Here is a 24,679-nt window from a genome sequence, read left to right on the forward strand (position 1 = left end):
CGTGGTGCTTAGGCGGTTGCGGGCCGCGGAGTGCTCTGCGGTGCCCGCTTGGGCTTCGGCTCGAGCTCAGGCTCGCTCGAGATGCCGCCGTCGGTGGCGCCCATGTCGATGGGCGCCTTCGCCTTGACGAACTCCACCGGCGGAATCGACGAGACCGGGCGGCGCTCGCTCGACAGCCACTGCGGGCGGGGCGGCAGGTGCCGAACGTCTTTGAAGATCTCGGCCAGCTCGTGCTGGTCGAGGGTCTCTTTCTCGAGAAGCTCAGTCGCCAGGCGGTCGAGAATGTCGCGGTTGTCGTTCAACACCTGCCAGGCCTCGTCGTGCGCGGCTTCGATGAGCGTGCGCACCTCGGCGTCGACCTGCTCGGCCACGCTGTCGGAGTAATCGCGCTCGTGGCCCATGTTGCGACCCAAGAACATCTCACCGGATGCACTGCCGAGCTTGACGGCACCGACGTTCGAACTCATGCCGTAGTCGGTCACCATCTTGCGGGCCGTGTCGGTGGCCTTCTCGATGTCGTTCGACGCGCCCGTGGTGGGGTCGTGGAAGACGACCTCTTCGGCGACGCGGCCGCCCATGGCGTACGCGAGCTGGTCGAGCAGTTCGTTGCGCGAAACCGAGTAGCGGTCTTCGAGCGGCAGCACCATGGTGTAACCGAGCGCACGGCCGCGCGGCAGAATCGTGATCTTGGTCACTGGGTCGGTGTAGTTCATCGCGGTGGCAACGAGAGCGTGGCCGCCCTCGTGGTAGGCCGTGACGAGCTTCTCTTTGTCGCGCATGATACGGGTGCGACGCTGGGGGCCGGCCATGACGCGGTCGACAGCCTCATCAAGCGCGCGATTGTCGATCAGCTGCGCGTTCGAGCGGGCCGTGAGAAGCGCGGCCTCGTTCAGCACGTTCGCGAGGTCGGCGCCAGTGAAGCCGGGCGTCTTGCGAGCCAGCACTTCGAGGTCGACGCCAGCGGCGAGGGGCTTGCCGCGACCGTGCACCTCGAGAATCTGCTGACGGCCTTTGAGGTCGGGAGCATCCACACCGATCTGGCGGTCGAAACGGCCGGGGCGAAGCAGTGCGGGGTCGAGAATGTCGGGGCGGTTCGTCGCGGCGATGAGAATGACGTTCGTCTTCACGTCGAAGCCGTCCATCTCCACCAGCAACTGGTTGAGGGTCTGCTCGCGCTCGTCATGACCGCCGCCCATGCCGGCGCCACGGTGACGACCCACGGCGTCGATCTCGTCGATGAAGATGATGGCGGGCGAATTCTGCTTGGCCTGTTCGAACAGGTCGCGAACGCGGCTCGCGCCGACACCCACGAACATCTCGACGAAGTCAGAACCCGAGATGGAGTAGAAGGGAACGCCCGCTTCACCGGCGACGGCTCGAGCAAGCAGCGTCTTGCCGGTACCGGGAGCGCCGTAAAGCAGTACACCCTTCGGAATGCGAGCACCCACCGCCAAGAACTTCGACGGGTCTTTCAAAAAGTCTTTGATCTCTTCGAGCTCTTCGATGGCCTCGTCGTTACCGGCGACGTCTTGGAAGGTGACCTTCGGGGTGTCTTTCGACACCAGCTTGGCCTTCGACTTGCCGAACTGCATGACCTTGTTGCCGCCGCCCTGCATGCCCGAGAGCATCAGCCAGAAGAACGCGCCGATGAGAATGACCGGCAGCAGAATGCCGAGCAGCGAGACGAACCAGTTCGTCTGCGGCACCTGGTCGTTGAAGCCGTCGGCCGGGGCTGCAGCGGTGACCGCGTCGATGACCTCGGTGCCACGCGGTGCCACGTAGTAGAACTGCACCTTCGAGCCGTACTTCGAGTCGGGCGATGCCAGGGTGAGATCGACGCGCTGTTCGCCGTCGACGATCAGCGCCTGCGAGACCTTGCCGTCTTTGAGAAACTCGAGACCTTGCTGGGTCGAGACCTGCTGGAAGCCCGAGCCCGTGATGAGGCCGAAGCCTATCCAGAGGGCAATGGCGCCAAGAATTATGTAGGGAATCGGCGAGCGAAAAATACGTCGCCAGCTCATGTCTTTCTTCGGTTCTTGCGGCAAAACCGGCACCTTTCTGGTCACCAAGTACTGGCTAAGGCTACCCGTCGCCGACTGGACGTGCCCTGCGTGTTCCCCGTGGGCTTAACGCACGTCGCTTAAACGGCGTTGACGAGACTTTTTCTCGTGAAACTTTTTTGCGAATCGGGAATGATCGGGCGAAGAACCCGGTTTCGCCCTTGTAGCAGCCGACGGTGTCGAAGCATAACGACATCGTCGGCCTTTTTGTTTCAGCCGGGTAAGTTCAGGAACTGTTCATTTCCGAAACTCGACAGTACCGTATAGAGTTACCATTATGTCTCACTCTCCTTCTGCATCTACGGCTACGCCAGACGCCGCAGCCGCGTCATCTCGTCGCTGGTGGACTCTCAGCGTTGTCGCCCTCGCGCAACTGATGGTCGTTCTCGACTCCACCGTCGTCAACATCGCCCTGCCCGCCGCGCAGGCCGACCTCGGCTTCTCGAACGCCGACCGCCAATGGGTGGTCACCGCCTATTCCCTCGCCTTCGGCAGCCTGCTGCTGCTCGGCGGGCGCCTCTCCGACCTGATGGGTCGCAAGCGCACCTTCATCATCGGCCTCATCGGTTTCGCCGTCGCCTCCGCCCTCGGTGGTGCTGCCGACAGCTTCGGCACTCTCGTCGCCGCGCGCGCCTTGCAGGGTGCCTTCGGCGCCTTGCTCGCTCCGACCGCCCTCGCCGTGCTGACCACCACGTTCACCATTCCGAAAGAGCGTGCTCGCGCGTTCGGTGTGTTCGGCGCGATCGCCGGTGCCGGCGGCGCCGTCGGCCTGCTGCTCGGCGGTGTGCTGACCGAGAACTTCAACTGGCGCTGGAACCTCTACATCAACGTCTTCATCGCGGTGTTCGCCATCATCGGTGCGCTCATCTTCGTCACCACCGCGCCGCGCACGGGCCCCCGCCCGAAGCTCGACATTCCCGGCACCATCCTCGTTTCAGGTGGGCTCTTCTCACTGGTCTACGGCTTCTCGAACGCTGAGACCGACGGCTGGGGATCGGCCTCGAGCTGGGGATTCTTGGTAGCCAGCGGCGTGCTGCTCGTTGCATTCGTGCTGTGGCAGCGCCGGGCATCCCACCCCCTGCTTCCCCTCGCGGTGGTGATGGACCGCAACCGTGGTGCCTCGTACCTCGCCGTGCTGATCGCCGGCGCGGGCATGTTCGGCATCTTCTTGTTCGTCACCTACTACCTCGAGGTGTCGCTGCATTACACGCCCATTCAGACAGGTACCGCTTTCTTGCCGATGATCGCCATGCTGGTGCTCTCGGCGCAGCTGTCGACCAACATTTTCGTGCCGCGGTTCGGGCCGAAGCTCATGGTTCCGATCGGCATGGTCATCGGGGTCGTCGGGATGCTCTACCTCACCACCCTCGACGCGAATAGCACGTACGTGGCGAACATTCTGCCTCCGCTGCTCATCATCGGCCTTGCAATGGGCTCGATCATGCCGGCCGCGATGCAGACCGCCACCCTCGGGGTGAACCGTCAATTCGCCGGAGTCGCCTCGGCCACGGTGAACACCAGCCAACAGGTCGGTGGCTCTATCGGCACCGCGCTGCTGAACACGCTGGCAGCCACTGCGGCGACGACCTACGTGGCATCGCACCTGCCGGCATCACCCGATGTCGTCGCGGCGGCACAGATCGCCAGCTACAACACCGCTTACATGTGGAGCGCGGCATTCTTCGCCCTCGGCGCCATCGTTGCGGCGCTGCTCTACACGCGCCGGTCGACGGTCGCGGCGACAGCCACCGCCGCTCACGCTGAGGCGCAGGCCGAAGACGTTGACGACGCTCCCCTGGTCGCCATGCACTAGCCCGATCATCCCCCGCCCCGCCCCGCCCCGCGCGGCAGCGAAGATGGATCACGAAAATCGCCCCAAGATTCTTGTCTTGGGGCGATTTTCGTGATCCATGCGTGCGCCGCGAGGGTGCGACGGCGGGCGACGGCGCGGGGGAAGCAGTGCGGCGGCCGGGCGCGGAAAGGCGGGGCGCGGAGAGGCGGCCGCGTCAGGCGGGCCGTGGAGAGGCGGCCGCGTCAGGCGGGGCGCCGGCGCCGCGGGTCGCGTCAGGCGGGTTGCGGGGCCGGCACGGCGAGGCCGAGCGCGGGCAGCAGCACGCCGTCGATGATCGAGAGCACGAATTCGCGGTCGACGGGTTTCTTCAAGATGAGGGTGCGGTATGCGGCCATCGACGGGCTGATCATGGCGAGCGTGTCGATGTCGGCGTCGGCCGAGATCTCTCCCCGCTCTTGCGCACGCTGCATGAGTATGCGGTTCACGGCGGCGCGCGGCTCGATAATGGCCGCGTTCACCACCTCGGCCAGCCCCGGATCGCGCGAGATCATCGACACGACGCCGGCCATGATCTGGAGTTTTCGCTCAGCGTCTTCGAGCGTGTGCGGCTTGATCATGGCGACCAGGTCGCCGCGCAGCGTGCCGGTGTCGGGCAGGCCGTCGACGTCGAACTGGTTCTGTTTCATGCACGCTACGGCATCGAGCACGAGGTGGGCCTTCGAGGGCCAGCGGCGATAGAGCGTGGCCTTGCCTGCCTTGGCCCGAGCGGCCACCATGTCGATGGTCATGCCGTCGTAACCGGTGTCGGCCAGCACATCGAGTGCGGCTTCGAGAATCTCCGGGTCGCGGGTGTGGTCGCGCTTTCGACCGAGCTTCGAGGGGCCTTCGGGCGCCTGGGCGCCGGCGTGCTGCGCCGTGCGGTAGGCGGTGTCGTCAACCGTCGGTCTAATGGATGCTCGGGGCGCGTCGATCTGCGTCATTACAGCGGCTGCCTTTCTGAGTAGAACCCGCCGGATTCTCAGCATCTGCTCTGATTCGAGACTGGCAAGTACCGTATATGCTATCAAACATGTCCGACAATTTGGCGGCTCCTACCGCATCTTCTCGTCGCTGGTTCACGCTAGCCACTGTCGCGCTCGCGCAGCTCATGGTGGTGCTCGACTCCACCGTCGTGAACATCGCGTTGCCCGCAGCCCAGAAAGACCTCGGATTCTCCAACGGCGACCGACAATGGGTGGTCACCGCGTATTCGCTCGCCTTCGGCAGTTTGCTCCTCCTCGGCGGGCGGCTCTCCGACCTGATCGGCCGCCGGCGTGCCTTCATTATCGGGCTCATCGGCTTCGCAGGCGCCTCCGCCCTGGGCGGCGCCGCCGATAGCTTCGGCACACTCGTTGCTGCTCGAGCACTTCAGGGCGCCTTCGGTGCGCTGCTCGCGCCTACCGCACTCTCGGTTCTGACCACCACATTCACCATTCCGAAAGAGCGTTCTCGCGCCTTCGGCGTTTTCGGTGCCATCGCTGGTGCGGGCGGCGCCGTGGGGCTGTTGCTGGGTGGCTACCTCACCCAAGATGTCAACTGGCGCTGGAATCTTTACATCAACGTCTTCTTCGCCATCATCGCGATCATCGGCGCCATCATTTTCGTTCCGAGCGTCAAACGGGTCGGTGAACGACCTCGGCTCGACATTCCCGGAACGGTTCTGGTCTCTGGCGCGCTCTTCGCCCTCGTCTACGGGTTCTCGAACGCCGAAACAGACGGCTGGGGCGATGTTCTGACCTGGGGCATGCTGGTCGCGAGTGGAATTCTGTTTGTGGCCTTCGTGCTGTGGCAGCAGCGAGCCAAGCATCCGCTCCTGCCGTTGAGCATCGTGTTGAACCGCAACCGAGGTGCGGCCTACTTGTCAGTGTTCGTCGCCGGCTCGGGCATGTTCGCCATCTTCCTGTTTCTCACCTACTTCTTGCAGACCTCGCTGGGCTTCACGCCCATCACCACCGGGCTGTCGTTCTTGCCCATGATCGCGTGCCTCGTGCTCGCGGCGCAGCTCGGCACGAACATTTTCGTTCCTCGGTTCGGGCCGAAAGTGCTGGTGCCGATCGGCATGGTGATGGCTTCGGGTGCTCTCGTGTGGCTGACTCGGCTCGATCTTTCGAGCACGTATGCCGCGAACATCCTGCCGCCGCTGATGCTGATGGGCCTGGCCATCGGCACACTCATGCCCGCCTCGATTCAAACCGCGACGCTCGGGGCGAACAGGCAATACGCGGGTGTGGCTTCGGCCATGGTGAACACAAGCCAGCAAGTGGGTGGATCGATCAGTACCGCCCTGCTCAACACCCTTGTCGCCACCAGCGTGACGAACTACATCGCATCGAATCAGCCGACGACGCCCGGAGTGGTGGCGCAGGCTGCGGTACAGGGGTACGCGCTGGCGTACTGGCTCGCCGCTGGCTTCTTCTTGGCGGGCGGCATCATGGCGGCTCTGCTGTTCGGGCGCAAAGCGACGATACAAGCGACTGCACGTGAGGCGCAGGCCGCAGCTGCCGCCGAGCAGGCCGGTGGCGGCGGCGGCCGAGAGACCACACCTGAAGCTGCGCCCGCCGGGGCTTGAGCTAGGCCACGCAGTGTCGACCGCCGGGTGCTGGCGCTAACGCAGGCGCTAACGCACGCGCAGGCGTTGGCGCTAACGCAGGCGCAGGCGTTGGTGCGGGCCGCGGGCGCCGCGTAACACCCTTCGCTAGGAGTACATGTGCGGCGCCAGCACGCCGATGTCTTTGAGGTTGCGATACTTCTCCGCGTAGTCGAGGCCGTAGCCCACCACGAACTCGTTCGGAATGTCGAAACCCACGTACCGAACATCCAGCTGAATCGTCGCAGCGTCAGGCTTGCGAAGCAGCGCGCACACCTCGACCGAGGCCGGCCCGCGCGAGCGTAGGTTCGCCAGCAGCCACGAGAGCGTCAGCCCCGAGTCGATGATGTCTTCGACGATGAGCACCGTGCGGCCCTCGAGCTCGGAGTCGAGGTCTTTGAGAATGCGCACCACGCCGCTCGACTGGGTGCTGTTGCCGTACGAGCTGACGGCCATCCAGTCCATGCTGACGGGCAGGTGCAGCTCACGTGCGAGGTCGGCCATCACCATGACCGCGCCCTTGAGCACGCCTACCAGCAGCAGGTCTTGGCCGGCGTAGTCGGCCTCGATGCGCCGCGCGAGTTCGGCTATCTTCGCGTGAATCTCGGCTTCGGTGATCAGAACTTTCGACAGGTCGGCTTCGACGTCACGGGAATCCATGCGGCCAGCCTACCCAACGCGCATTGGGCGCCGCAGCCGATGCTCACGTGACGATTTCAGCGGAGAATTCGACCCGGTGAGCGCTATGGCGGCCCGCACCCTCGAAATCGCCGCTGTTTTGGGGTGACGCACTCACACACGGCGCACGAACACGAGCTGACGGGCGACGCGGGTGACGCGGATGCCCGGCAGATCCACCCCGGCCTGCCCGTGCCACTCGGTGGCGAGCTTCAGAGCCGCGAGCGTCTGAGCCCTCGAGAGGGTGGTGCCGAATTCGGCGGCGACCACGTAGCGCACGATCCTCTGCGCAAGCGCCGGCGGATTCGAGGCAAGCCCTCGCGCATCGACGGCGATGCCGGCTTCGGCGTGCTCGACGATCTCGGTCGCCCATTCGGCGGCGAGGGCATCCAGAGCCTCATCGTCTTCACGCAACTGGTCGGCCGTGCGGGCAAGCGCTTCGGCGATGCCGGGGCCGAGCTCGCGTTCGAGCAGCGGCAATACCGAGTCGCGCACCCGCACGCGGGCGTAGTCGCGGTCGACGTTCTGCGGGTCGTGCCAGGCGCCGAGCCCTTGGTCGTCGAGCGACAGATGCACCGTTCGGCGCGGGATGCCCAGCAGCGGCCGCAGGTACGCCCCGTTCACCGGGCTCATGCCGCTCAGGCTGCTCGGCCCCGAGCCGCGCGCGAGCCCCAGCAGCACGGTCTCGGCCTGATCGTCGAGGGTGTGGGCGAGCAGCACGTGGCTCGCGCCGGTGGCGGCGAGCGCGCGCTCGAAGGCGCCATAGCGGGCAGCACGGGCGGCGGCTTCGGGGCCGGCAGATGCGGTGGCGGTGGCTTGGTCGGTGGCGGGCGCCGATTCGGCGGGTTCGGTCGCGTCAGGAGTGGCCGCGTCAGGCATTGTCGCGTCAGGCATTGTCGCGTCAGACCTGACCGCAGATGCGCGAGCGCGCGTCGCGACCGTCACACGCTCGATGAGCACGGGGGTGAGGCCGAGGGCGCGAGCCTGATCGGCCGCGCGCGCTGCGACTTCGGCAGAGGCGTCTTGAAGGGCGTGGTCGACGACGATCGCACCGGCCGCGAGACCCGCCCGAGGTGCCTCAAAGGCGAGGGCCGCTGCGAGGGCGAGCGAATCGGGGCCACCACTCAGGGCCACGAGCACGAGGCGGGCATCCGGAGCCTGCAGGGTCGACCTATCGGCGGCGGGTTGCCGGGCATCCGCGGCCTGTGGCGAACCAGCCGCAACGGGCAGCACCTCGGCGAGCAGCTCGCGAACCGCGCGGCGCACGTCGGCCATCGCCGGGGTCAGGCGCGGGCGGCGGGTGTTCGGGTGCATCCAGTAACGTTATTGCAGTTTGAGAACCCAAATCATAAGGAGCACGTTCGTATGGGCAGTTACGACGCCATCATCGAGATTCCCAAGGGAAGCCGCAATAAGTACGAGGTCGACCACGAAACCGGGCGGGTGTACCTCGACCGCGTGCTTTTCACCTCGTTCGTGTACCCCACCGACTACGGGTTCTTCGAAAACACCCTCGGCCTCGACGGCGACCCCGTCGACGTGCTCGTGCTACTCGAGTACCCCGTGTTTCCGGGCGTGGGCGTGAAGGTTCGGCCCGTGGGCGTGTTCAACATGAGCGACGAGGCGGGCATCGACTCGAAGGTCATCGCTGTTCCGGCGAAAGACCCGCGCTGGGCAGCCATCGTCGACGTTGACGACATTCCGCAGCAGCTGCGCAACGAGATCGAGCACTTCTTCGAGCACTACAAAGACCTCGAACCTGGCAAATGGGTCAAGACCGAGGGCTGGGGCTCTGCCGCGGATGCAGAGCAGATCATCCAGAACGGCATCACCAAGCTGGCCACCGAGGGCGCGCACTAGGCTCCGGATGCCCGGCGACCCGCCCGCGGCGTGAAAACGGCGGCCGAATCGAAGTACCGACCGCCTATGCGGCTCGCTACCCTCGATGTGCCGCCGTTTTGCGTACGGGCGAGCGGATTCACCTCGCCCGGTGGCCGCCTCGCCCGGAGGCCGTGCGGATTGGCGGCGGCCCCGGCGATGTGGCATACTCGTTGAGTTGTCAAAACGGCCCCATCGTTTAGCGGCCTAGGACGCTGCCCTTTCACGGCAGTAGCACGGGTTCGAATCCCGTTGGGGTCACTGCAGACGTACGGTATGCTCGTCAAGGGCCTGCTCCGCGGCTCGTTTCGACACAACAATTTCATAAGTTTGGCCCTGTAGCGCAGTTGGTTAGCGCGCCGCCCTGTCACGGCGGAGGTCGCCGGTTCAAGTCCGGTCAGGGTCGCAAAGGTTCGATGCCCTTCCTTCGGGAAGGGTTTTTCGGCCTCTGGAGGGCCCCGCGCTCTTCGGCTCTGTAGCTCAGTTGGTAGAGCGTTCGACTGAAAATCGAAAGGTCACCGGATCGATGCCGGTCGGAGCCACTGCCCTACTTCGAGGCTTCTACTTGGAGTAGGGCTTTTTCTTTTGCCCGTTTCTTGATGCCCGGGATCGGCGCCGTGCGCACAGCTTCGAAACGCCTCATCTCCTCGCGTGTCATCAATTGTGAGCGGATTCACCTCACGCAATTCGCCCACATTCTTCAATTCGAACAAAACGAAATCTGTTACGATATGTTCGATTGAAGGAGGTGCCGTGAAATCCGCGCTGGCACAAGAGACGTACATTTCGGAGAGCAAAGAGAGCATCGCCAAGGTGCACGACTTTCTCGCCGCGCACGCTGCGAATGGTAACGAGCCGCCCGAGCCGCAGTTTTTCATTTCCGGATCTCGCCCGAACGACCAAGTCGAAATTCCTGAGCAGCTTTATGAAGTGCTACTCCAGGTGGTGGTCGCAATGGAGCAAGGAATGGCTGTCACCATTTCACCGCAGTCCCTTACGTTAACCACACAACAGGCCGCCGAGGTTCTGAACGTCAGCAGGCCGACCCTCGTCCGATTGCTCGACTCAGGAGAAATCGCGCACGAGAAGCCGTCACGTCATCGACGGGTCAAGCTTCAAGACGTGCTTGCCTACCGCGAAGAGCAACGACAGAAGCAATACGCGGCGTTGGATGCGATGGCCTACGACGATGACGCGCCCCTTGTCGACAACTTTGACGACCTGCGAGCCGCAAAGAAGGCAGCTGGCGTGGCGAGACGATCGGCGAAGATCTCCTGACAAACTGAAGCATGTTCACCGCCGTTCTCGACAGCTGCGTCTTGTGGCCGAGTCTCCTTCGCGACTTCTTGCTTTCTTTGTCTATCGAAGGCTCGTATCGTGCGATCTGGAGCAGCGCGATCTTGGCGGAGGTTGAGCGGAACGAAGTGCGGAAGTTGATTCGTCGCGGTGCATCGGAGGCCGAAGCCGAGGGCTTGGCCCAGAGGCTCATTCGAACGATGCGGTCAGGGTTTGTAGATGCCGAAGTTGATGGCGGGGAGCACCTCGAGGGAAATTTTGGACTGCCCGATGTCGACGACGAACACGTGCTCGCAGCGGCGGTCATCGGTGGTGCTGGCGCAATCGTGACGGAGAATCTGCGTGACTTTCCGCCGTCACTCATTCCCCATGCTATTCAGATTCTCACTCCCCGCGAGTTCGTATTCGACACCGTCGAGGTGGACCCCGTGCGAGCGCTCAAAGCCGTCCGGCAAATTGCTCGTCGATCAGGTTCGAACGGCCGACCGAAACTCACAGAAATCGAACTCGTCGATACGCTCGCCCAGCGCTACGGGCTGACTGATGCCATGGATTTACTGCGCCTGGTGTGACGCCACAGCATCGGCACCTTGGTTGGGGATTCGGACCTGTGGGAACGCGATTTCACGAAACGAGGACGTTGCCGGTACTCGCCCGGAACTCGACTGCGAGGGCCTCGATCGAGTATTCGACCACCTCGATCGACTGAGCCTTCAGCGCTGCGAGAACTTCGGCAGGCGTTGTGTAGAAGAATTCGCGTCGCAGGTTGACACGGTTGACTCGTTGCGCCGCGAACGTCTGATGCAGCATCGCTTCAACGCCGACTGCATCGTCGGCGAAGAACAGCGCGTGCACATCGAAGCGGAACGGAACGGACGCGTCACCGAGTTCGTTGACCCGATCCATTGGCTCGAGCCGTCGGGTCATTCCGATCTTGACCATTCGCTCTCCAAATGCACCAACGTTCGAGATCACGTAGACGTATCCCGCCCGGATGTTAGCGGTGCGGTAGTCGACATCATCAATCGCTCGCTGGACGTCTTCAAGCTTTGCGTTCATTCGCTCGACACCGTCTAGGTCTCCGTTGGCTGCCAGTGCCGCGATGGCCGCTGCGTAGTGCGCCTTCTCCTTCTGCAGCCGCTCGCCCTCCCGACGAAGTTCTTGCTCGGCCTTCTGCTGCTCGCGTAGCTCCGCCCGCCGTTCTCGCTCGAGTTCCTTCTCGCGCTGCACAGTCATCAGATGCTCATTGGCGAGTTCGATCTCTTTGAGCCTCAGAAAATGGAACTGCGGATCGATGCGAAGCGAAGCCATCTCACCGCTCTTCGCGATTTGCTCCGCGGCGCGAGTCAGCCGCGTCTGCGCAACCTGAAGATTGCCGGCCCTCGTGGTCTTGATCGCATTCTCGGCTTCAGCGTTGTACGCCCGCAGCAAGACTTTGGCCATGTTGTCAGTGAATTTCTTGCCCAGCGCGGTAGATCCGTTGAACGTGAATCCGGTCGCGGTGATTACGGCCTGTTTCAGGCGAATGCGCTCCTTAATCGACGAGCGGAGCGATTCGAGTTGAGTAGCAAGCTGCGCGGAGGACTGTGCAGGATGCTCGAAATCGAACAGTCCGACGTTTTGGAGTTCGATTGTCGCAGCGATCTCGATGCGTTGCGCATTCAGAGCCGCGACTTCAGTCTCTGCGGACTGACGTCTCATTCCCACTTCTTGGAGTGATCGATTCAACTCGGCGAGGCGCACTTCCAACGCCGCGCGCTCGGCAGCCATCGCAGCCTCTGCCTGCGCGCGATAAGAGTCGATGTCGGCGAACGTCTTGAGCCCGTGCTTTTCTACGATCGCCGCAAGTCGTTCGCACTCTGCCTGCAATCGAGTCGCAAGGTCTCGCGCATCTCTCTTGGAAAGTCGGTCGATCGCAATCGGCACGATTATGGCCTGTGCGTTTGCAACAGGCATGACGGCCTCTTGTTGCGCCCGAGCCTCTCGTCGGCTCGCTGGTGGCCGAACGTCGTCTTGGAAATACTCAGTCCATTGAGTGCCGTCCCACCATCGTTGACGGCCTGAACCGTCGTCGTACCATCCAGCAGCTGCGTTGGCCATTCGTCCCCCTCGAACAAATCAATGCAGAGCATATCGCTTAGCTAGATTTCGGTGCCTTCGCTCATGACGGCACCGCGATTGAGTGCCGTTGCGACGGCGTCGAGGTCGTCGTCGAAGAGGTCAGCGCAGACGTCGAGCGTCATCGCCGCTGAGGCGTGGCCGAGCATCCGTCGCACGGCTTTGATGTTCGCACCCGCTGATACCGCAAGAGACGCTGCGGTGTGTTGTAGGTCGTGAACCGTGACTCGCGGAAAGGTGGGATCAGCAGCCATTGCCCGCTTGACCGCGGTGTCGTAGAACCGGCCTCGGATTTCGCCACGCGAAGCCCGGTGTAGGCGAGCAGAACGAAGTGCGGAAAGTGATCGTCGCGGTGCTGAAGAGGTCGAAAGCCGCGCAATCCGGCGGCGAACTGAACGTCGCAAACGCCGTCAAGCTAGGGGTGCGCTCAAATTGCGGTTGAACGCATCCTGGCCGCCGCCGCGTTTGCTCTTCCGAAAGGCTCATTCAGGTACCACGGCCGATAGAGTTGCCTCACCCATCGGAAGGTTCTCGTGCCCAGCTCGTCCGTACCCGATTTCGCTTCAAACGACGATCTGTTCGACGAACAAGCCGCGAAGTTCGATGTCTCCCCCCACGATGAGACGAATGGTGCCGGCGTCACTGAGGGCTGGGCTGACGCCCAAGGCAACCCTGCACACCATCACGTCGACTTCATCGAAGATGAGCAGGTCGCCCTGGGGCTGAGCGGCAACGGAAACATCCCCGACGACCAGAAAAAAGCGTTTCCCTTCGTCACCGTCATAGCAATCGGGCTCTTTGTTCTCGCGGTAGCCGCGATAGCCGTGTTCGTAGTAGCCCGTTAGGCACCACCAGACGGTGCCGCCCAGCTTGCGAAACCGCTTCGACGGGTTGGTGCCGCCTGGCCCGCTGGGTCTAGTCGCTGGAGGCCGTTTGAGCGTCGAACGCGGTGAACATGTCGAGGAGTCCTTGCGGAGAGCCGGGAGCGAAGAGCATTTCGAGGCTGTCGGCGGAGTCTTTCGCGGCGTCGGCCGAGCGGGGAAAAAGGTCGGCTTCGTACTGGGCGATGGCCGTTTCGGTGTCTTCGGGATGCTCGGCGATGGCGAGCGCGAGAAGGGCGCCGTCGTAGAGGGCAAGGTTGGCGCCTTCACCCGCAAAGGGTGACATCACGTGAGCGGCGTCGCCAATGAGGGTGACGCCCACTACACGATCCCAGCTGATTCCTGCAGGCAGTGCGTTGATGGGGCGTGGGGTGAGCGGGGTGTCAGCGTTGGCGATGAAGCCGCGGAGGGCTTCGTTCCAGCCCGGGAGCCGCTCGAGGATCGCCTGTTTTGCGGCGGGGGTGTCGGTGAAGTCGATGGTGTCTGCCCAGTCTTCGGGCACGCGGAAGCCGAGGTAGACGTGCAGTGTGCCGTCGGTTTCCAGGTGGCCCAGGATGCCCGTGTCGTCCTTGAACGCAAACAGCATGCCTGCGCCCATTGCGGCCGCCTCGGCGGGGTGTTGTTGGGGGCCATCGTAAAGGTCGGCTTCGATGAAAGAGATGCCGGTGTAGGAGGGTTTGGCGTCGGTGAGCAGCGGGCGCACCTTCGACCAGGCACCGTCGGCGCCGATGAGCAGATCGGTGGTAATGGTCTGACCATTGGCGAATTCGACCTCGCGGCGGCCAGCAACGCCGTCGATGTCGCGGATGGCGACGGCCTTGTGGCCCCAGCGGATAGTGCCTTCGGGGAGCGAGTCGATGAGCAGATCTCGGAGCTGGCCCCGGTCGACTTCGGGGCGGGCCATCTGCCCTTCGTCGTGTTCTTCGCGGAGCACGGCGCCGGTGTGGTCCAAAATCCGCATGGATTCCCCGCCGCGGTGGATGATCGAGTCGAACGTGTTCCAGAGGTCGGCGGCGTGGATGGCCTTCTGTCCGTTGTCGTCGTGAATGTCGAGCATCCCGCCCTGAACTCGGGCGGTGCGGTCTGGTTCGAGTTCGAACACAGCCGACTCGATGCCGTTGACATGCAGCACGCGTGCGGTGATCAGGCCACCGAGGCCGCCGCCGAGAATAGCGATGGGGTAGTGCGTAGTCATGAGATCTTCCTGAGTTGTGCGGTTGGCGAGGTCATCAGCGGTGGCTCGGGATGGGGGTGGCTGCGATGCCGGCGATGAGGGCCTGGATCGCCCACGTGACGCGTTCGGCTGGGCTTCCGGAGAGAACCGCGTCAACGTGCGCAGCGATGTGGGGTGAGGTCGCCGGGTCGGCAGAGCGCAGCGCTTGTGCGAGGATGCCCATGTCGTCGTCATCCCGAGGGGCGTCTATGTCACTGGGGCTGGGGATGCTGTGCTCGGCGGCATTTGCGGTGACGTACTGCAGGAGCAGATCTACCCCCCAGGCTGCACGGTCGACCGCGACGCCACCCTCGAGAAGGAGCCCGAGAACTCGGTCGTAAAGCAGAACAGCGTTGGCGCCTGTGGGGCGGATCAACAACGCTGAACGTGCCAGGCCCGGGTAGGCGAAAAGGATGTTCGCATACTGTCGGAGCAGCGCTTCGAGACGCTCGTTGCAGTCGCCCTCCGTGGCATTCGCAGCCGACAGCGTGCCGAGGAGTTCGTCGAGCACAGCGGAGTGCAACGCGGCGGTATTCGCGATATAGACGTACAACGATGCCGGGCCCGTATCGAGTGCCTGAGCGACGCGACGCATTGTCGCTTTCTCGAGGCCCTCCGCTCGCATGATCTCGATTGTCTCCGCGATGATCCACTCTCGCGAGAGCGCCCGTTTAGCGGGACGCTCTCGCCGACTGGTGGTTGGGGTTGCCATTTCCTCACTCTAAACGAACATGTTCGTTACGAACAAGATCGTGAAGCATAATTCACGGCAGAATCACGACGGTGCCGGGAGAGACCCTTATCGTCGCGGCCCGGCCGCCGATGCGGAAGGCGGCTCAGATGGCGGTGCGCCCGCCATCCACCGACAAAATGGCGCCGGTGATGTAGCTCGCACGATCAGACGCCAAGAAAGCGATGCTGTCTGCGATTTCTTCGGGCTGCGCTGCGCGCTTCAGCGCCGTGGAGTCACCGATCGCCGCGGTGACCGAGGGATCTTGCACCGCCGTATAGACAGGCCCTGGAGCGACGGCGTTGACACGGATGCCCGCGTCGGCGAGTTCCGCGGCCCACGACTGGGTCATCGACGACAGTGCGGCCTTGGTGGCGCCGTACGCCGCGCCGCCCGGCATGCCGATCTTGCCGGACATGCTCGAGATATTGATGATCGATCCGCTGCCGTGCTTGACCATTCCGGGAATGAGCGCTGCGGTCACGAAGTAGGCCGAAGGCACGTTCGCCTCGAAGAGCGCGTCGTACCCGTCGAACGTGAGTTCGTGGGTGTACTTGACATGATTTTCTCCTGCTGGTCGGTGATGAGCGATGAAGTGATGAGTCGATGAATGGTGATTAGTCGGTGAAGGGATCGGTTTGGTCGAGAAAACGGCTCGCCTCGGCGACGAAGTCTGCCGGGTACTGAAAGTGCGGCCCGTGCCCGCTGTCTGGGTAGAGCAGCAACTTGGCGTTCGGCAGCTTCTGTTGCAGTGCATATGAGTTGATGGTCGGAATCACGATGTCGTGGCTTCCGTTCACCACAAGAACGGGCTGGTGGATGCTCGCCAGGTACTCCTGGGCGCGTTCACCCGTGACGGCCCACTCGACACGGGCCGCGCCGTAACTCGCCACGGCCGCATCGGAGAACGGCACATCACGCTCGGCCCGACTGCCGACGCGCTTCACATAGTGCCGCCCAGCGGCCTGGCTCGTTTCGCTCGGTCCGAAGAAAATCGGCAGCCAGCCTTCGTCGCTTCGATTCGGGCCCGCCGCAAAGAACCCGGCGGCGCCCTCTGCGGGGTCTCCTGGGGTTCCGCCGCGCGGTGCCGTGCCGATCAGGATGACTCGGCGAACGAGTTCTGGGTGCGTGTAGGTCAGCCACTGAGCGACGTGGCCGCCCATCGAATGGCCCAGCACGTCGACCCGGGTCAGGCCGAGCGCAGTGATGAAGGTGGCGGCGTCTGCGGCGATGTCGGCGATGGTCGATTTCGGCTCACCGCTCGAGGAGCCGACTCCCGCCGAGTCGAACACGATGACCTCGCGAGTGGCCGCGAGGCCGTCGATGACCGCGGGGTCGATGGTGTCGAGGTTACCCATGAAGTGATTGGTGAATACCACGGGCATCCCGGCGCCCTGGTTGAATCGGCGATAGGCGAATCGCACGCCCTCACCTTCGACGAAAAGCGTCGGTGCTGTTGTTGCGGTCTCGGTTGACATTTGGCTTTCTTTCTTCAGCTGGCGGTCTTCAGATGGCCGTGCGTCCGCCGTCGACGGCGAACACGGCCCCGGTGACGTACTGGGCGCGGGGCGAAACCAGAAATTCGATCATGTTGGCGACATCTTCGGGCTGAGCCGCTCGCCCCATGATGGTGGTCTGGCCGAGGGCGGCGATGCGATCTGAGGCGGCACCGCCCGTATAGATCGGCCCGGGCGCAACGGCGTTGACGCGCACGCCGGCGGGCGAGTACTCGGCCGCCCACGATTTGGTCAGCGCGACCATGGCGCCCTTGGTGGCCGAATAGGCTGCGCCACCCGCGAGCCCGACGCTTGCGGCCATGCTCGACAGGTTGACGACTGACCCGAAGCCGCGGTCGACCATTGCGGGTGCCAGTGCTGCGGTCAAGATATACGCAGACTCGACGTTGCTCGCGAAGAGCGACGCGAGCGTCGAGTCGTCGAGGTCTTCGCTCGGCCCGAACCACGAGAATCCGGCGTTGTTCACGAGAATGTCGACCCGGCCGGCCTCCGCTGCGAGCTGATGGGCGCCCTGAGGGTTCGAAATGTCGGCGGCGAGAAATCGGGCGTGGCCGCCGATCGACTCGATTTCGGAGACGACGGCAGCGCCGCGGTCGGCGTCTCGCCCGTGAACGAGAACCTCGGCACCCGCGGCGGCGAGTGCGAGTGCGGTAGCGCGTCCGATTCCGGAGGTGGCGCCTGTGACGAGGGCGGTGGTACCGGCGAGTTCTGCACTCGCTGTGTGCGGTGAAGTGGTCATGTCTCAAGAATGCCGCAAGCCGGTGTTGGGCACCCCACGGTGCCAGACACGCTCCGCACGCATTTAGACAGGTGCGGCGACACGTGCCGCCGAGCGCGCTAGCTTGCGAGCTCGAGCAGGTGCCCGCTTTCGCGCTCGACCTCGGGATCCGCCCGGAACGTGCGCCGGTAAGCGGCGGCAGACGTTCCCACGACGCGTGAGAAGTTGCGACGCAGCGATTCAGCGCTTCCCATGCCGACGGTCGCCGCGATCTGACTGATCGGCAGATCGGTCGACTCCACCAAGATCTTCGCGCGGTTCACGCGTTCGTTCGTGATCCATTCGAACGGGCTCATGCCGGTCTGCGCCTGAAATCGCCGAGCCAGGTTTCGCTCGCTCATATGCTCGTGGGCGGCAAGGTCGCCGAGGGTCAGCGGTTCATCCAGATGCTCCCGAATCCAATCGGTAAGCTCGCGAAACGGCTGCTCGCGGTCGACCCGTATCGATTCCTTCACGAACTGCGCCTGGCCGCCGGGGCGAACAGGTGCAGCGACCAGCAGCCGGCTGAAGTCGTTCGAGTACGCGTAGCCCAGATCGCTGCCCATCACGTGCAACGCGAGATCGGTCGCCGCGAAGATGCCGCCCGACGTCAGTACGTTGCCGTCTTCGACGAACAGCTGATCTGACTCCAGCGTGGCGAGCGGAAACATCTCACGAAACTCATGGCTCAAGATCCAGTGCGTCGTTACCCGGTGACGATCGAGAATGCCTGCTTTGCCCAGGATGAACGCGCCCCCGCAGAACGACACCATGCGCGCGCCCGCTTCGTTGGCGGCTCGCAGGGCGTCGAGCAGTTCGTCACTGCGCTCGGCGAACGGATCTTCGATGCCCGGTATCAGCACCGAATCAGCATTCCGCAACTCAGTCAGCGGCGCGAGCACTCCCAGATCGATGCCCGACGACACGGTGAAGCGTTCGTGCTCGCCGCACAGCAGCACTTCGTACGGCGAGTCGACGTCACCGGTGATTTTCGCGAAGTTGTAGATGCGGGGCCCGAACACCTGCTGCGCTATCGCCACCTCGAGCGCGACGGTGTCAGGAACGACGAGCACCGCGATTCGGTGACGCGTGCGCCCGTGGCTGGTTTTCGGCATTCGTACGGGCTGCATCGATCGGCGCTCCTCATGCGTGAAACTACGTACTCAAAAGTCTAAATCCGTCACAGCCCGGCATCTCGCAGAAGATGCTGACGCAGACCCTCCATGGGCCCGATTTTGTAACATTCGCCGAAATTAGCCGTAAACGAGTGGTAATGCGGCGGAAACGACGCGAGCTTAGGTTCGGTAGTGCACCTGAACGTCTAAATTCGCTACTTTCCCCCGTAATTGTTTCGCTTCGATCATGCTTCACCGAGACAGGAGCCACACCACATGCCGATTACCCCCCTTCAGCGAAGAATCTCCGTGGCGGCGAGCATCGCCCTCGTGAGTGCGCTCGCCCTCACCGGCTGCGGCCGGGCCGATTCGACGGCCTCCACCGCGTCAGCCGCATCCGTCGACAACACACCGGCGACCGGAACCGTTACCCTCTGGGCGCCAGACGGGGATGCAGCCGCGCTCGACAGCGTTCTCGCTCCGTTCAAAGCCGCGAACCCGAACGTTGATGTAGAGGTGACACTGATTCCTTCAGATGACTACACGACGAAACTGCAGTCGGCCGTTGCGGCAGGCACCGGGCCCGACATTGCTCAGCTCTACACCGAGTCTCAGTCGCAGTTCATCAGCGGAAGCTCCTTTCTGCCGGTGCCGTCTGGCCTCGTCGACAGCAGCTCGTTCTTTCCCGGCTCGTGGCAGTCGGGGGTCATCAACGGCACCGCGTATTCCGTGCCGTGGTATGCATACACCTACGATCTCGTATACCGAAAAGACCTCGCAGCCCAGGCGGGCGTGTCTGCGCCGACGACCTGGGATCAGACCGTTCCGTTCTTCCAAGCGCTGCAAACTGCCGGCGCAGCGAAGGGCCTCGGAGCAGACGTGGGCTGGGACATCTACAACGGGCAAGATCTCGCTCAGTTGCTCTGGCAAGACGGCGGCAGCCTGATGAGCTCTGACGGCACGAAGTGGACCTTGAACACCCCCGAGATGATCAAGGCGATTGCGTTCAACGCCTCGTTCTTCACCTCTGGTGCCGCAGACACTGCCGGCCCCGGCTTTCTCGACGCGCAGCCGTACTTCGTTTCGGGCAAAACCGCCTCGATGATCACCGGCCCGTGGGTCATAGGCCAGTTCGACGGGGTGCAGGGAACGCCCGGCTGGACCGCCGCGAACGTGGCCACCGCTCCGGTGCCGGCTGGTTCTGCCGGCAGCATCGGCGCCGTGGCGGGCGGGAGTTGGGGTGTGCTCTCCACCAGCAAGAATGCCGATTCGTCATGGAAGGTGATTCGCTACCTGTCGCAGCCCGATACCCAGGTTGCCCAGTTCAAGGCGTACTCCTCCCTTCCTGCGGTACAAGCGGCATGGGCTGACCCTTCGATCGCTGATCAGCCTCTGCTCAGCGCGTTTCTCACCCAGCTGAAGACGGCCAAGACGTACCCGCAGTCGAGCACCTGGGCCCAGGTGGCGACACAGCTCGGGGCCGAGATGGAAGCCGTGGCGAAGGGCACCGAGACGGCAGAGCAAGCCGCTTCGAACATCCAGTCGTATGCCGACGGGCTCGGAACGGGAACGAAGTGAGTCGCCGATGACCGAAGCTCTCGCATCGGGGGTGCCGCGCTCGTCGCGGCGCCCCCGCCGGCCAGGCAGTGTCGACGCCTCCGTCGGCACTGACACTCGCCTTGGCGTGCCACGCCGCCGCCGAACCCGGCGCTCACGCCACACCGCGATGGCGTGGATCTTTCTCGCACCCTTCGCCCTCGTTTTTCTCGTCTACACCGCGATTCCAACGGTTGCAGCGCTGGCCATCAGCTTCACCGACATGCACGGGGCCGACCTTCGTAACCCGTTCGCCGTCGACTTCGCCGGTCTGAGCAACTACGTGAGGCTGTTCGGTAGCGCGCAGTTCTTGCATGACATTCTCAACACGGGCATCTTCGTGATCGTCGGGGTGCCGGTGACGATGGCCGTGGGATTCGCTCTCGCCCTGGCACTCAACAGCGGCCTTCGGCGCACGCGGGGCATTTTTCGCACGATCTTCTATGCGCCGGTCGTGACCAACGTTGTGGCTGTCGCCCTGATTTGGCAGTACGCGTTCAATCAGAGCGGCACGATCAACGACGCATTGGCAAACTTCGGTTTCGCCGGCCCGAACTGGCTCGCAGACCCGCACCTCGCAATGCCGGTGGTCATTCTGCTCGGCGTGTGGCGCAACTTCGGCACCGCGATGCTCTTGTTTCTCGCCGGCTTACAGGGGGTGCCCGAAGATGTGCAAGAAGCTGCAGCCCTTGATGGGGCGGGCTGGTGGCGCCGGTTGTGGTACGTCACGCTGCCCCTGCTTCTGCCGACCATCCTGCTGGTCTCGGTCTTGTTGGGCGTCTTCTTCTTGCAGGTGTTCGATGAACCCTACCTGCTGACGAAAGGCGGCCCATTGGGCACCACGGAGTCGGTTGCCCTCTTCACCTATAAGCAATTCGGGTTCGGCGACTATGGGCTCTCTTCGGCCGCGTCATTCGTTATTCTCGTGCTGGTCGGCGTGATCAGCTTCGTACAATTTAGACTGCTGAGGCCCCGCACATGAGCTCTGAAACCGCACTCGCCACGCTCGCCCCCGAAATCGACGGCGTCGACTCGAGTACCCCTGCGCCGCACGAACCGGTGCGCTCACAACCGAGAACGAGTCGAGCACCGCGCACCGTTCTCGTTCTGATGCTCGCCGTGTTCGCCGCACTCACCCTGCTGCCGTTCTTCTGGGTGATCAGCGGGTCACTCCGGTCGCTCGACGACATTCGCAGCGACCCGGGTGCCTGGTTGCCGAGCGCGGTGACGTTCGACAACTTCGCGCGCCTGTTCAGCACCGAAGGGTTCGGCGGCTACCTGACGAACAGCGTCGTGGTGGCTCTCATCGTGGTGGCCGGCAATGTGATCGCCGCCTCGGCCGCCGGCTACGCGCTCGCAAAGTTCGATTTCGCAGGCAAGCGCATCGCTTTCATCGGAGTCATGGTCGCTCTGATGGTGCCGTACACGGCCGTGTTCGTGCCCCAGTTCGTGATCACCGCGAACCTCGGCCTCGTGAACACTCTCGCCGGCATCGCCCTGCCGAGCGTCGCGCTGCCCATCTCGATTTTCATCATGCGCCAGTACGCGGGTTCGGTGCCCGATGAACTCATCGAATCTGCCCGCATCGACGGGGCCGGCGAATTTCGCATCTTCGCTCGCATCTTTCTGCCCCTCGCGGGCCCGGCCATCGCAACGATCACGATCATGTCGTTTCTCGCCTCGTGGAACAACTTCATCTGGCCTCTCGTGGTGGCCCAGAGCTCGAGCACATACACGCTGCCCGTCGCCCTCGCGGCCACCAGCCAGGCCGCCTCTCACGTCACCGACTACGGCCTTGTGCTCGCCGGGGCGATCGTGGTGATGTTGCCCGTGCTCGTTCTGTTTCTGCTGCTGCAACGATATTTCGTGCAAGGCATCGCCGCGACAGGCCTGCGCTGATGGGCGCGCCCACGACGGTCGTCGCCCCCGCCGGCACAATCGTGGGGCGAGCGGATGGCGGTGTTCGCAGATTCCTCGGCATTCCGTTCGCCGAGACTCCCACGGGCCCGTTCAGGTTCGAGCGCGCCGTGCGCCGCGGGCCTCTGGGCGTGTTCGACGCAGGCTTTCATGGGGCGACCCCACAACGCATCGCCCTGTTCGAAACGACCACCATTCCCGAACCCTCCATCGCCGGCGACGACATTCTCACCCTCTCTGTGGTCGCACCAGAACACGGTGCCGGCCCGCTACCGGTTCTGGTGTGGATGCACGGGGGCGGTTTTCTCGCCGGCAGCCCCGCCAGCCCGTGGTACGACGGCCGCTCGTTCGCTCGCGATGGGGTGGTTGTCGTCACCCTGTCATACCGGCTCGGAATCGAAGGCTTCGCCCCGCTCGAGGGCGGCACGGCCAACCTCGGCCTCTGGGATCTGCTGCTCGGCCTCGAGTGGGTGCGCGACAACATCGAGGCGTTCGGCGGCGACCCCGCCCGGGTGACGATCGCGGGGCAGTCCGCGGGCGGCGGTGCCGTGCTCGCGCTGCTGGCATCGCCCCTCACGGCAGGGTTGTTCAGTGCGGCCATCAGCGTCTCGGGGGGCGACTTCGCGTTCGAGGTCAGCAGCGTGCATCCACTTGTCGAACGTGTCGCGGCGCACGTCGGCGTACCGGCGACACGTGAGGGGTTCTGCACCGTCTCTGACGAAGACCTTCAACGCGCCATGCTCTCGGTTCGCCAGCCAGATGAGGGGCTGACTCTCGGCCCCACGATCGGCGATGAACTGGTGCCCGAGTCGGTGACCGCGGGCCTCGCCCGGTTCAACCTCGATGTTCCGCTGCTACTGGGTGCCACGGGTGACGAATTCGATTCGGCGTGGTCGGCCGAGGAGCCCGATCGGCCGGTGCTCTCAGCCGAAGAGCGAGCTGCCGCGCGCGCGGCGGGCTCGCGCATCACCGACTCCCTGTTTCGCTCGGCAGTACCACGAGTCGCTCGCGCACGCGCCGGAGCCGACACCTGGAGCTACACATTCGAGTGGCCGTCTCCGCTCACCGGCGGCTCGAGTCATTGCATCGATCTGCCGTTCTTCTTCGACGTGCTCGACGCGCCCGGAGTAACCGAAGCGCTTGGCGAGAACCCACCCGCCGCACTCGCGCGAGACCTGCACGCCGACATGGCGCGCTTCGTCACAACGGGCGCCGTCGAGTGGCCGCGCGCTGCGGGCGAACTCGGTGACAGCAGCCGACTGTATAGTGCCGAAGGAGCCGGCAACGAGGTCATCACAGGTGCATACGACCCGGTCACGAGTGCGCCACAGGTGCAGGTAGAACAGGTGCGTGGAGAACAGTAATGCCCGGACTCGACCCGCGAGCGCTACGGCGCATGAACACGTCGGTGACGCTGCGCACGCTCGCGGTGGCCGACGGCGCGATCAGCATGTCGCTGCTCGCCGAGCAGGCCGGCCTGTCGCGCCGCACCACCGAGCTGATCTTGTCGACGCTCGTCGAGGCCGGCTGGGTCAGAGAGCTCGACCGCGTGCCCACCAGCGGAATCGCGGGGCGGCCGGCTCGGCGCTTCGAATTGAGGGCAGACTACGCGCTGCTTGCGGCAGCCCGCATCACGACGCTTGAAGCGAGCGCCATCGTCGCGGATGTTCGGGGGCACATTCTCGGCCGGGCGACCTGCTCGCTGCGAGAGTACCTCAGCCCAGCCGCGGCCCTCGACGACGTTGCCCGCCTCGTGCACCTGGCCCTTGCCGACGCGGGCGCATCCGTCACCCGTCTGCGTGCCGGCGCCATCGCATCGGGTGGAGCAATCGATGGCGACGGGGTGGTGCGTCGCCTGGTGCACGCCGATTCATGGGTGGGCACCGACCTGCCCCGCGAGCTGAGCAGACGCATCGACGTGCCGTGGTTCGCCGACAACGACGCGAACCTCGGCGCTCTGGCCGAGCACTGGCGGGGGGCAGCACGCGACAATGACGACGTGGTGTGGGCGCTGCTCGGCAATCGTTCTGGTCTCGGCATTCTGATTCGCGGCACGGTTCATCGCGGGTTCGCGGGGGCTGCGGGCGAGATCATCGAGGCGGTGACGATGCCCGCGGCGAACTTCGACGAACGACCCATCGCCTGGCTGACGTCTCCGGTGGCCGAAGAACGCGCCGCCGCCCAGGTTCAATACCAGAAGGCGCGAGCGGGAGATGCCGAGGTGCTCGCCGAAGTGCAGGAGTTCGTCGAGCACATCGCGTCGATACTCACCACGCTGTCGTGGACTGTCGCGCCGTCGCTCATTGTTCTCGGCGGCGGTCTCGAAGACGCAGCCGACGTTCTGCTGCCTCGGGTGCGCGAGGCGATGCGGCGCGCTCGAACTCCCGACATCGAGCTGCGCGCGACCACCCTGGGCGCCGATGGGCCGCTCGTGGGCGCGCTCAAATTCGTCTTAGATCGCATGGACACCGAGCTTTTCGGCCCACTTGTGCCCGAATAGAGCCG

Annotated in this window: 22 protein-coding genes, 3 tRNA genes and 1 pseudogene; 14 read left to right on the forward strand and 12 right to left on the reverse strand. The window is 64.2% G+C overall.

From position 1 onward, the window contains the following. Positions 1–8: 8 nt before the first annotated feature. Positions 9–2,021 (reverse strand): ATP-dependent zinc metalloprotease FtsH, encoded by a 2,013-nt coding sequence (gene ftsH / locus IEX24_RS11250; RefSeq protein WP_188679046.1) that lies wholly within the window; start codon positions 2,019–2,021, stop codon positions 9–11. 316 nt (positions 2,022–2,337) lie between these two features. Between ftsH and IEX24_RS11255 the strand changes: the two genes are divergently transcribed. Next, complete coding sequence (locus IEX24_RS11255; protein WP_188678323.1) at positions 2,338–3,873, forward strand: MFS transporter; 1,536 nt, start codon at positions 2,338–2,340, stop codon at positions 3,871–3,873. Positions 3,874–4,124: 251 nt separating this feature from the next. Here the strand turns inward: IEX24_RS11255 and IEX24_RS11260 are convergent, their stop codons facing one another. After that, the gene (locus tag IEX24_RS11260; protein ID WP_188678326.1) at positions 4,125–4,832 is read right to left on the reverse strand and encodes a TetR/AcrR family transcriptional regulator; all 708 of its coding nucleotides are present in this window, start codon (positions 4,830–4,832) and stop codon (positions 4,125–4,127) included. Between the two features lie 89 nt (positions 4,833–4,921). Here IEX24_RS11260 and IEX24_RS11265 point away from each other — a divergent pair, with 89 nt between their 5' ends. Further along, positions 4,922–6,460: an MFS transporter gene (locus IEX24_RS11265; RefSeq protein ID WP_229715261.1), complete on the forward strand. Its 1,539-nt coding sequence runs from the start codon at positions 4,922–4,924 to the stop codon at positions 6,458–6,460. A gap of 126 nt (positions 6,461–6,586) precedes the next feature. Here IEX24_RS11265 and hpt read toward each other — a convergent pair whose 3' ends face one another. Together hpt and tilS are read right to left on the reverse strand one after the other, a co-directional pair. Then, positions 6,587–7,138, reverse strand: coding sequence for a hypoxanthine phosphoribosyltransferase (hpt, locus tag IEX24_RS11270; protein ID WP_188678330.1), 552 nt, complete (start codon positions 7,136–7,138; stop codon positions 6,587–6,589). A gap of 132 nt (positions 7,139–7,270) precedes the next feature. Beyond that, positions 7,271–8,470 (reverse strand): tRNA lysidine(34) synthetase TilS, encoded by a 1,200-nt coding sequence (tilS, locus tag IEX24_RS11275; RefSeq protein ID WP_188678339.1) that lies wholly within the window; start codon positions 8,468–8,470, stop codon positions 7,271–7,273. A 51-nt stretch (positions 8,471–8,521) separates the two neighbouring features. Between tilS and IEX24_RS11280 the strand changes: the two genes are divergently transcribed. The 6 genes from IEX24_RS11280 (at position 8,522) to IEX24_RS11305 (ending at position 10,902) form a co-directional block, all read left to right on the forward strand. Further along, on the forward strand, positions 8,522–9,016 hold the full coding sequence (locus IEX24_RS11280) for an inorganic diphosphatase (protein ID WP_188678341.1): 495 nt from the start codon (positions 8,522–8,524) through the stop codon (positions 9,014–9,016). 206 nt (positions 9,017–9,222) lie between these two features. Next, positions 9,223–9,295: transfer RNA gene (locus IEX24_RS11285), tRNA-Glu, on the forward strand. 71 nt (positions 9,296–9,366) lie between these two features. After that, positions 9,367–9,440, forward strand: a tRNA-Asp gene (locus IEX24_RS11290). Between the two features lie 63 nt (positions 9,441–9,503). After that, a tRNA-Phe gene (locus IEX24_RS11295) sits at positions 9,504–9,576 on the forward strand. A gap of 109 nt (positions 9,577–9,685) precedes the next feature. Further along, a complete protein-coding gene (locus IEX24_RS19580; protein WP_229715262.1) occupies positions 9,686–10,312 on the forward strand; it encodes a helix-turn-helix domain-containing protein in 627 nt (208 codons plus the stop codon). A gap of 11 nt (positions 10,313–10,323) precedes the next feature. After that, positions 10,324–10,902: a PIN domain-containing protein gene (locus IEX24_RS11305; protein ID WP_188678342.1), complete on the forward strand. Its 579-nt coding sequence runs from the start codon at positions 10,324–10,326 to the stop codon at positions 10,900–10,902. Between the two features lie 52 nt (positions 10,903–10,954). Here the strand turns inward: IEX24_RS11305 and IEX24_RS11310 are convergent, their stop codons facing one another. Continuing rightward, entirely contained in the window at positions 10,955–12,430 is a 1,476-nt protein-coding gene (locus tag IEX24_RS11310; protein ID WP_188678344.1) for an SNIPE associated domain-containing protein, read from the reverse strand. A gap of 41 nt (positions 12,431–12,471) precedes the next feature. Next, positions 12,472–12,771: pseudogene (locus tag IEX24_RS11315) on the reverse strand (tyrosine-type recombinase/integrase); the annotation flags it as partial. A 210-nt stretch (positions 12,772–12,981) separates the two neighbouring features. Here IEX24_RS11315 and IEX24_RS11320 point away from each other — a divergent pair. Beyond that, positions 12,982–13,293 (forward strand): hypothetical protein, encoded by a 312-nt coding sequence (locus IEX24_RS11320; RefSeq protein ID WP_188678346.1) that lies wholly within the window; start codon positions 12,982–12,984, stop codon positions 13,291–13,293. A 70-nt stretch (positions 13,294–13,363) separates the two neighbouring features. On the opposite strand, the gene IEX24_RS11325 is transcribed toward IEX24_RS11320, so the two are convergent. The 6 genes from IEX24_RS11325 to IEX24_RS11350 all read right to left on the reverse strand — a co-directional run bounded on the left by IEX24_RS11325 (position 13,364) and on the right by IEX24_RS11350 (position 18,676). Continuing rightward, positions 13,364–14,524, reverse strand: coding sequence for an FAD-dependent oxidoreductase (locus tag IEX24_RS11325; RefSeq protein ID WP_188678348.1), 1,161 nt, complete (start codon positions 14,522–14,524; stop codon positions 13,364–13,366). A 34-nt stretch (positions 14,525–14,558) separates the two neighbouring features. After that, on the reverse strand, positions 14,559–15,254 hold the full coding sequence (locus IEX24_RS11330) for a TetR/AcrR family transcriptional regulator (protein ID WP_188678350.1): 696 nt from the start codon (positions 15,252–15,254) through the stop codon (positions 14,559–14,561). Positions 15,255–15,378: 124 nt separating this feature from the next. Then, complete coding sequence (locus tag IEX24_RS11335) at positions 15,379–15,906, reverse strand: SDR family NAD(P)-dependent oxidoreductase (RefSeq protein ID WP_188679048.1); 528 nt, start codon at positions 15,904–15,906, stop codon at positions 15,379–15,381. Further along, positions 15,890–16,750, reverse strand: a complete 861-nt coding sequence (locus IEX24_RS11340) for an alpha/beta fold hydrolase (protein WP_188678352.1) — start codon at positions 16,748–16,750, stop codon at positions 15,890–15,892. Before IEX24_RS11340 ends, IEX24_RS11335 begins: the two co-directional genes overlap by 17 nt. A 28-nt stretch (positions 16,751–16,778) precedes the next feature. Continuing rightward, on the reverse strand, positions 16,779–17,528 hold the full coding sequence (locus IEX24_RS11345; RefSeq protein WP_188678354.1) for an SDR family NAD(P)-dependent oxidoreductase: 750 nt from the start codon (positions 17,526–17,528) through the stop codon (positions 16,779–16,781). 98 nt (positions 17,529–17,626) lie between these two features. Continuing rightward, on the reverse strand, positions 17,627–18,676 hold the full coding sequence (locus IEX24_RS11350; RefSeq protein WP_188678356.1) for a GlxA family transcriptional regulator: 1,050 nt from the start codon (positions 18,674–18,676) through the stop codon (positions 17,627–17,629). A 261-nt stretch (positions 18,677–18,937) separates the two neighbouring features. Here IEX24_RS11350 and IEX24_RS11355 point away from each other — a divergent pair, with 261 nt between their 5' ends. From IEX24_RS11355 to IEX24_RS11375, 5 genes are read left to right on the forward strand one after another with little or no spacing between them, the layout of a single operon-like run. Further along, positions 18,938–20,239: an extracellular solute-binding protein gene (locus IEX24_RS11355; RefSeq protein WP_188678358.1), complete on the forward strand. Its 1,302-nt coding sequence runs from the start codon at positions 18,938–18,940 to the stop codon at positions 20,237–20,239. Positions 20,240–20,246: 7 nt separating this feature from the next. After that, the gene (locus tag IEX24_RS11360; RefSeq protein ID WP_188678359.1) at positions 20,247–21,239 is read left to right on the forward strand and encodes a carbohydrate ABC transporter permease; all 993 of its coding nucleotides are present in this window, start codon (positions 20,247–20,249) and stop codon (positions 21,237–21,239) included. Further along, positions 21,236–22,156, forward strand: coding sequence for a carbohydrate ABC transporter permease (locus IEX24_RS11365; RefSeq protein WP_188678361.1), 921 nt, complete (start codon positions 21,236–21,238; stop codon positions 22,154–22,156). Before IEX24_RS11360 ends, IEX24_RS11365 begins: the two co-directional genes overlap by 4 nt. After that, entirely contained in the window at positions 22,156–23,538 is a 1,383-nt protein-coding gene (locus IEX24_RS11370; RefSeq protein WP_188678362.1) for a carboxylesterase family protein, read from the forward strand. Before IEX24_RS11365 ends, IEX24_RS11370 begins: the two co-directional genes overlap by 1 nt. Next, positions 23,538–24,674 (forward strand): ROK family transcriptional regulator, encoded by a 1,137-nt coding sequence (locus IEX24_RS11375; RefSeq protein ID WP_188678365.1) that lies wholly within the window; start codon positions 23,538–23,540, stop codon positions 24,672–24,674. Before IEX24_RS11370 ends, IEX24_RS11375 begins: the two co-directional genes overlap by 1 nt. Positions 24,675–24,679: the final 5 nt, after the last annotated feature.

Origin of the sequence: Subtercola lobariae (genome assembly GCF_014640255.1) — a bacterium.
GTDB classification, from domain to species: domain Bacteria; phylum Actinomycetota; class Actinomycetes; order Actinomycetales; family Microbacteriaceae; genus Subtercola; species Subtercola lobariae.

Excerpts from the sequence above, each read along its gene's own strand:
- IEX24_RS11375 (WP_188678365.1), top strand. The coding sequence starts at position 23,538 with ATGCCCGGACTCGACCCGCGAGCGCTACGGCGCATGAACACGTCGGTG.
- ftsH (WP_188679046.1), bottom strand. The coding sequence starts at position 2,021 with ATGAGCTGGCGACGTATTTTTCGCTCGCCGATTCCCTACATAATTCTT.
- IEX24_RS11260 (WP_188678326.1), bottom strand. The coding sequence starts at position 4,832 with ATGACGCAGATCGACGCGCCCCGAGCATCCATTAGACCGACGGTTGAC.
- IEX24_RS11365 (WP_188678361.1), top strand. The coding sequence starts at position 21,236 with ATGAGCTCTGAAACCGCACTCGCCACGCTCGCCCCCGAAATCGACGGC.
- IEX24_RS11340 (WP_188678352.1), bottom strand. The coding sequence starts at position 16,750 with ATGTCAACCGAGACCGCAACAACAGCACCGACGCTTTTCGTCGAAGGT.
- IEX24_RS11325 (WP_188678348.1), bottom strand. The coding sequence starts at position 14,524 with ATGACTACGCACTACCCCATCGCTATTCTCGGCGGCGGCCTCGGTGGC.
- IEX24_RS11355 (WP_188678358.1), top strand. The coding sequence starts at position 18,938 with ATGCCGATTACCCCCCTTCAGCGAAGAATCTCCGTGGCGGCGAGCATC.
- IEX24_RS11370 (WP_188678362.1), top strand. The coding sequence starts at position 22,156 with ATGGGCGCGCCCACGACGGTCGTCGCCCCCGCCGGCACAATCGTGGGG.
- hpt (WP_188678330.1), bottom strand. The coding sequence starts at position 7,138 with ATGGATTCCCGTGACGTCGAAGCCGACCTGTCGAAAGTTCTGATCACC.
- IEX24_RS11265 (WP_229715261.1), top strand. The coding sequence starts at position 4,922 with ATGTCCGACAATTTGGCGGCTCCTACCGCATCTTCTCGTCGCTGGTTC.
- IEX24_RS11255 (WP_188678323.1), top strand. The coding sequence starts at position 2,338 with ATGTCTCACTCTCCTTCTGCATCTACGGCTACGCCAGACGCCGCAGCC.
- IEX24_RS11280 (WP_188678341.1), top strand. The coding sequence starts at position 8,522 with ATGGGCAGTTACGACGCCATCATCGAGATTCCCAAGGGAAGCCGCAAT.
- IEX24_RS11310 (WP_188678344.1), bottom strand. The coding sequence starts at position 12,430 with ATGGCCAACGCAGCTGCTGGATGGTACGACGACGGTTCAGGCCGTCAA.
- IEX24_RS11345 (WP_188678354.1), bottom strand. The coding sequence starts at position 17,528 with ATGACCACTTCACCGCACACAGCGAGTGCAGAACTCGCCGGTACCACC.
- IEX24_RS11350 (WP_188678356.1), bottom strand. The coding sequence starts at position 18,676 with ATGCAGCCCGTACGAATGCCGAAAACCAGCCACGGGCGCACGCGTCAC.
- IEX24_RS11360 (WP_188678359.1), top strand. The coding sequence starts at position 20,247 with ATGACCGAAGCTCTCGCATCGGGGGTGCCGCGCTCGTCGCGGCGCCCC.
- IEX24_RS11305 (WP_188678342.1), top strand. The coding sequence starts at position 10,324 with ATGTTCACCGCCGTTCTCGACAGCTGCGTCTTGTGGCCGAGTCTCCTT.
- tilS (WP_188678339.1), bottom strand. The coding sequence starts at position 8,470 with ATGCACCCGAACACCCGCCGCCCGCGCCTGACCCCGGCGATGGCCGAC.
- IEX24_RS11330 (WP_188678350.1), bottom strand. The coding sequence starts at position 15,254 with ATGGCAACCCCAACCACCAGTCGGCGAGAGCGTCCCGCTAAACGGGCG.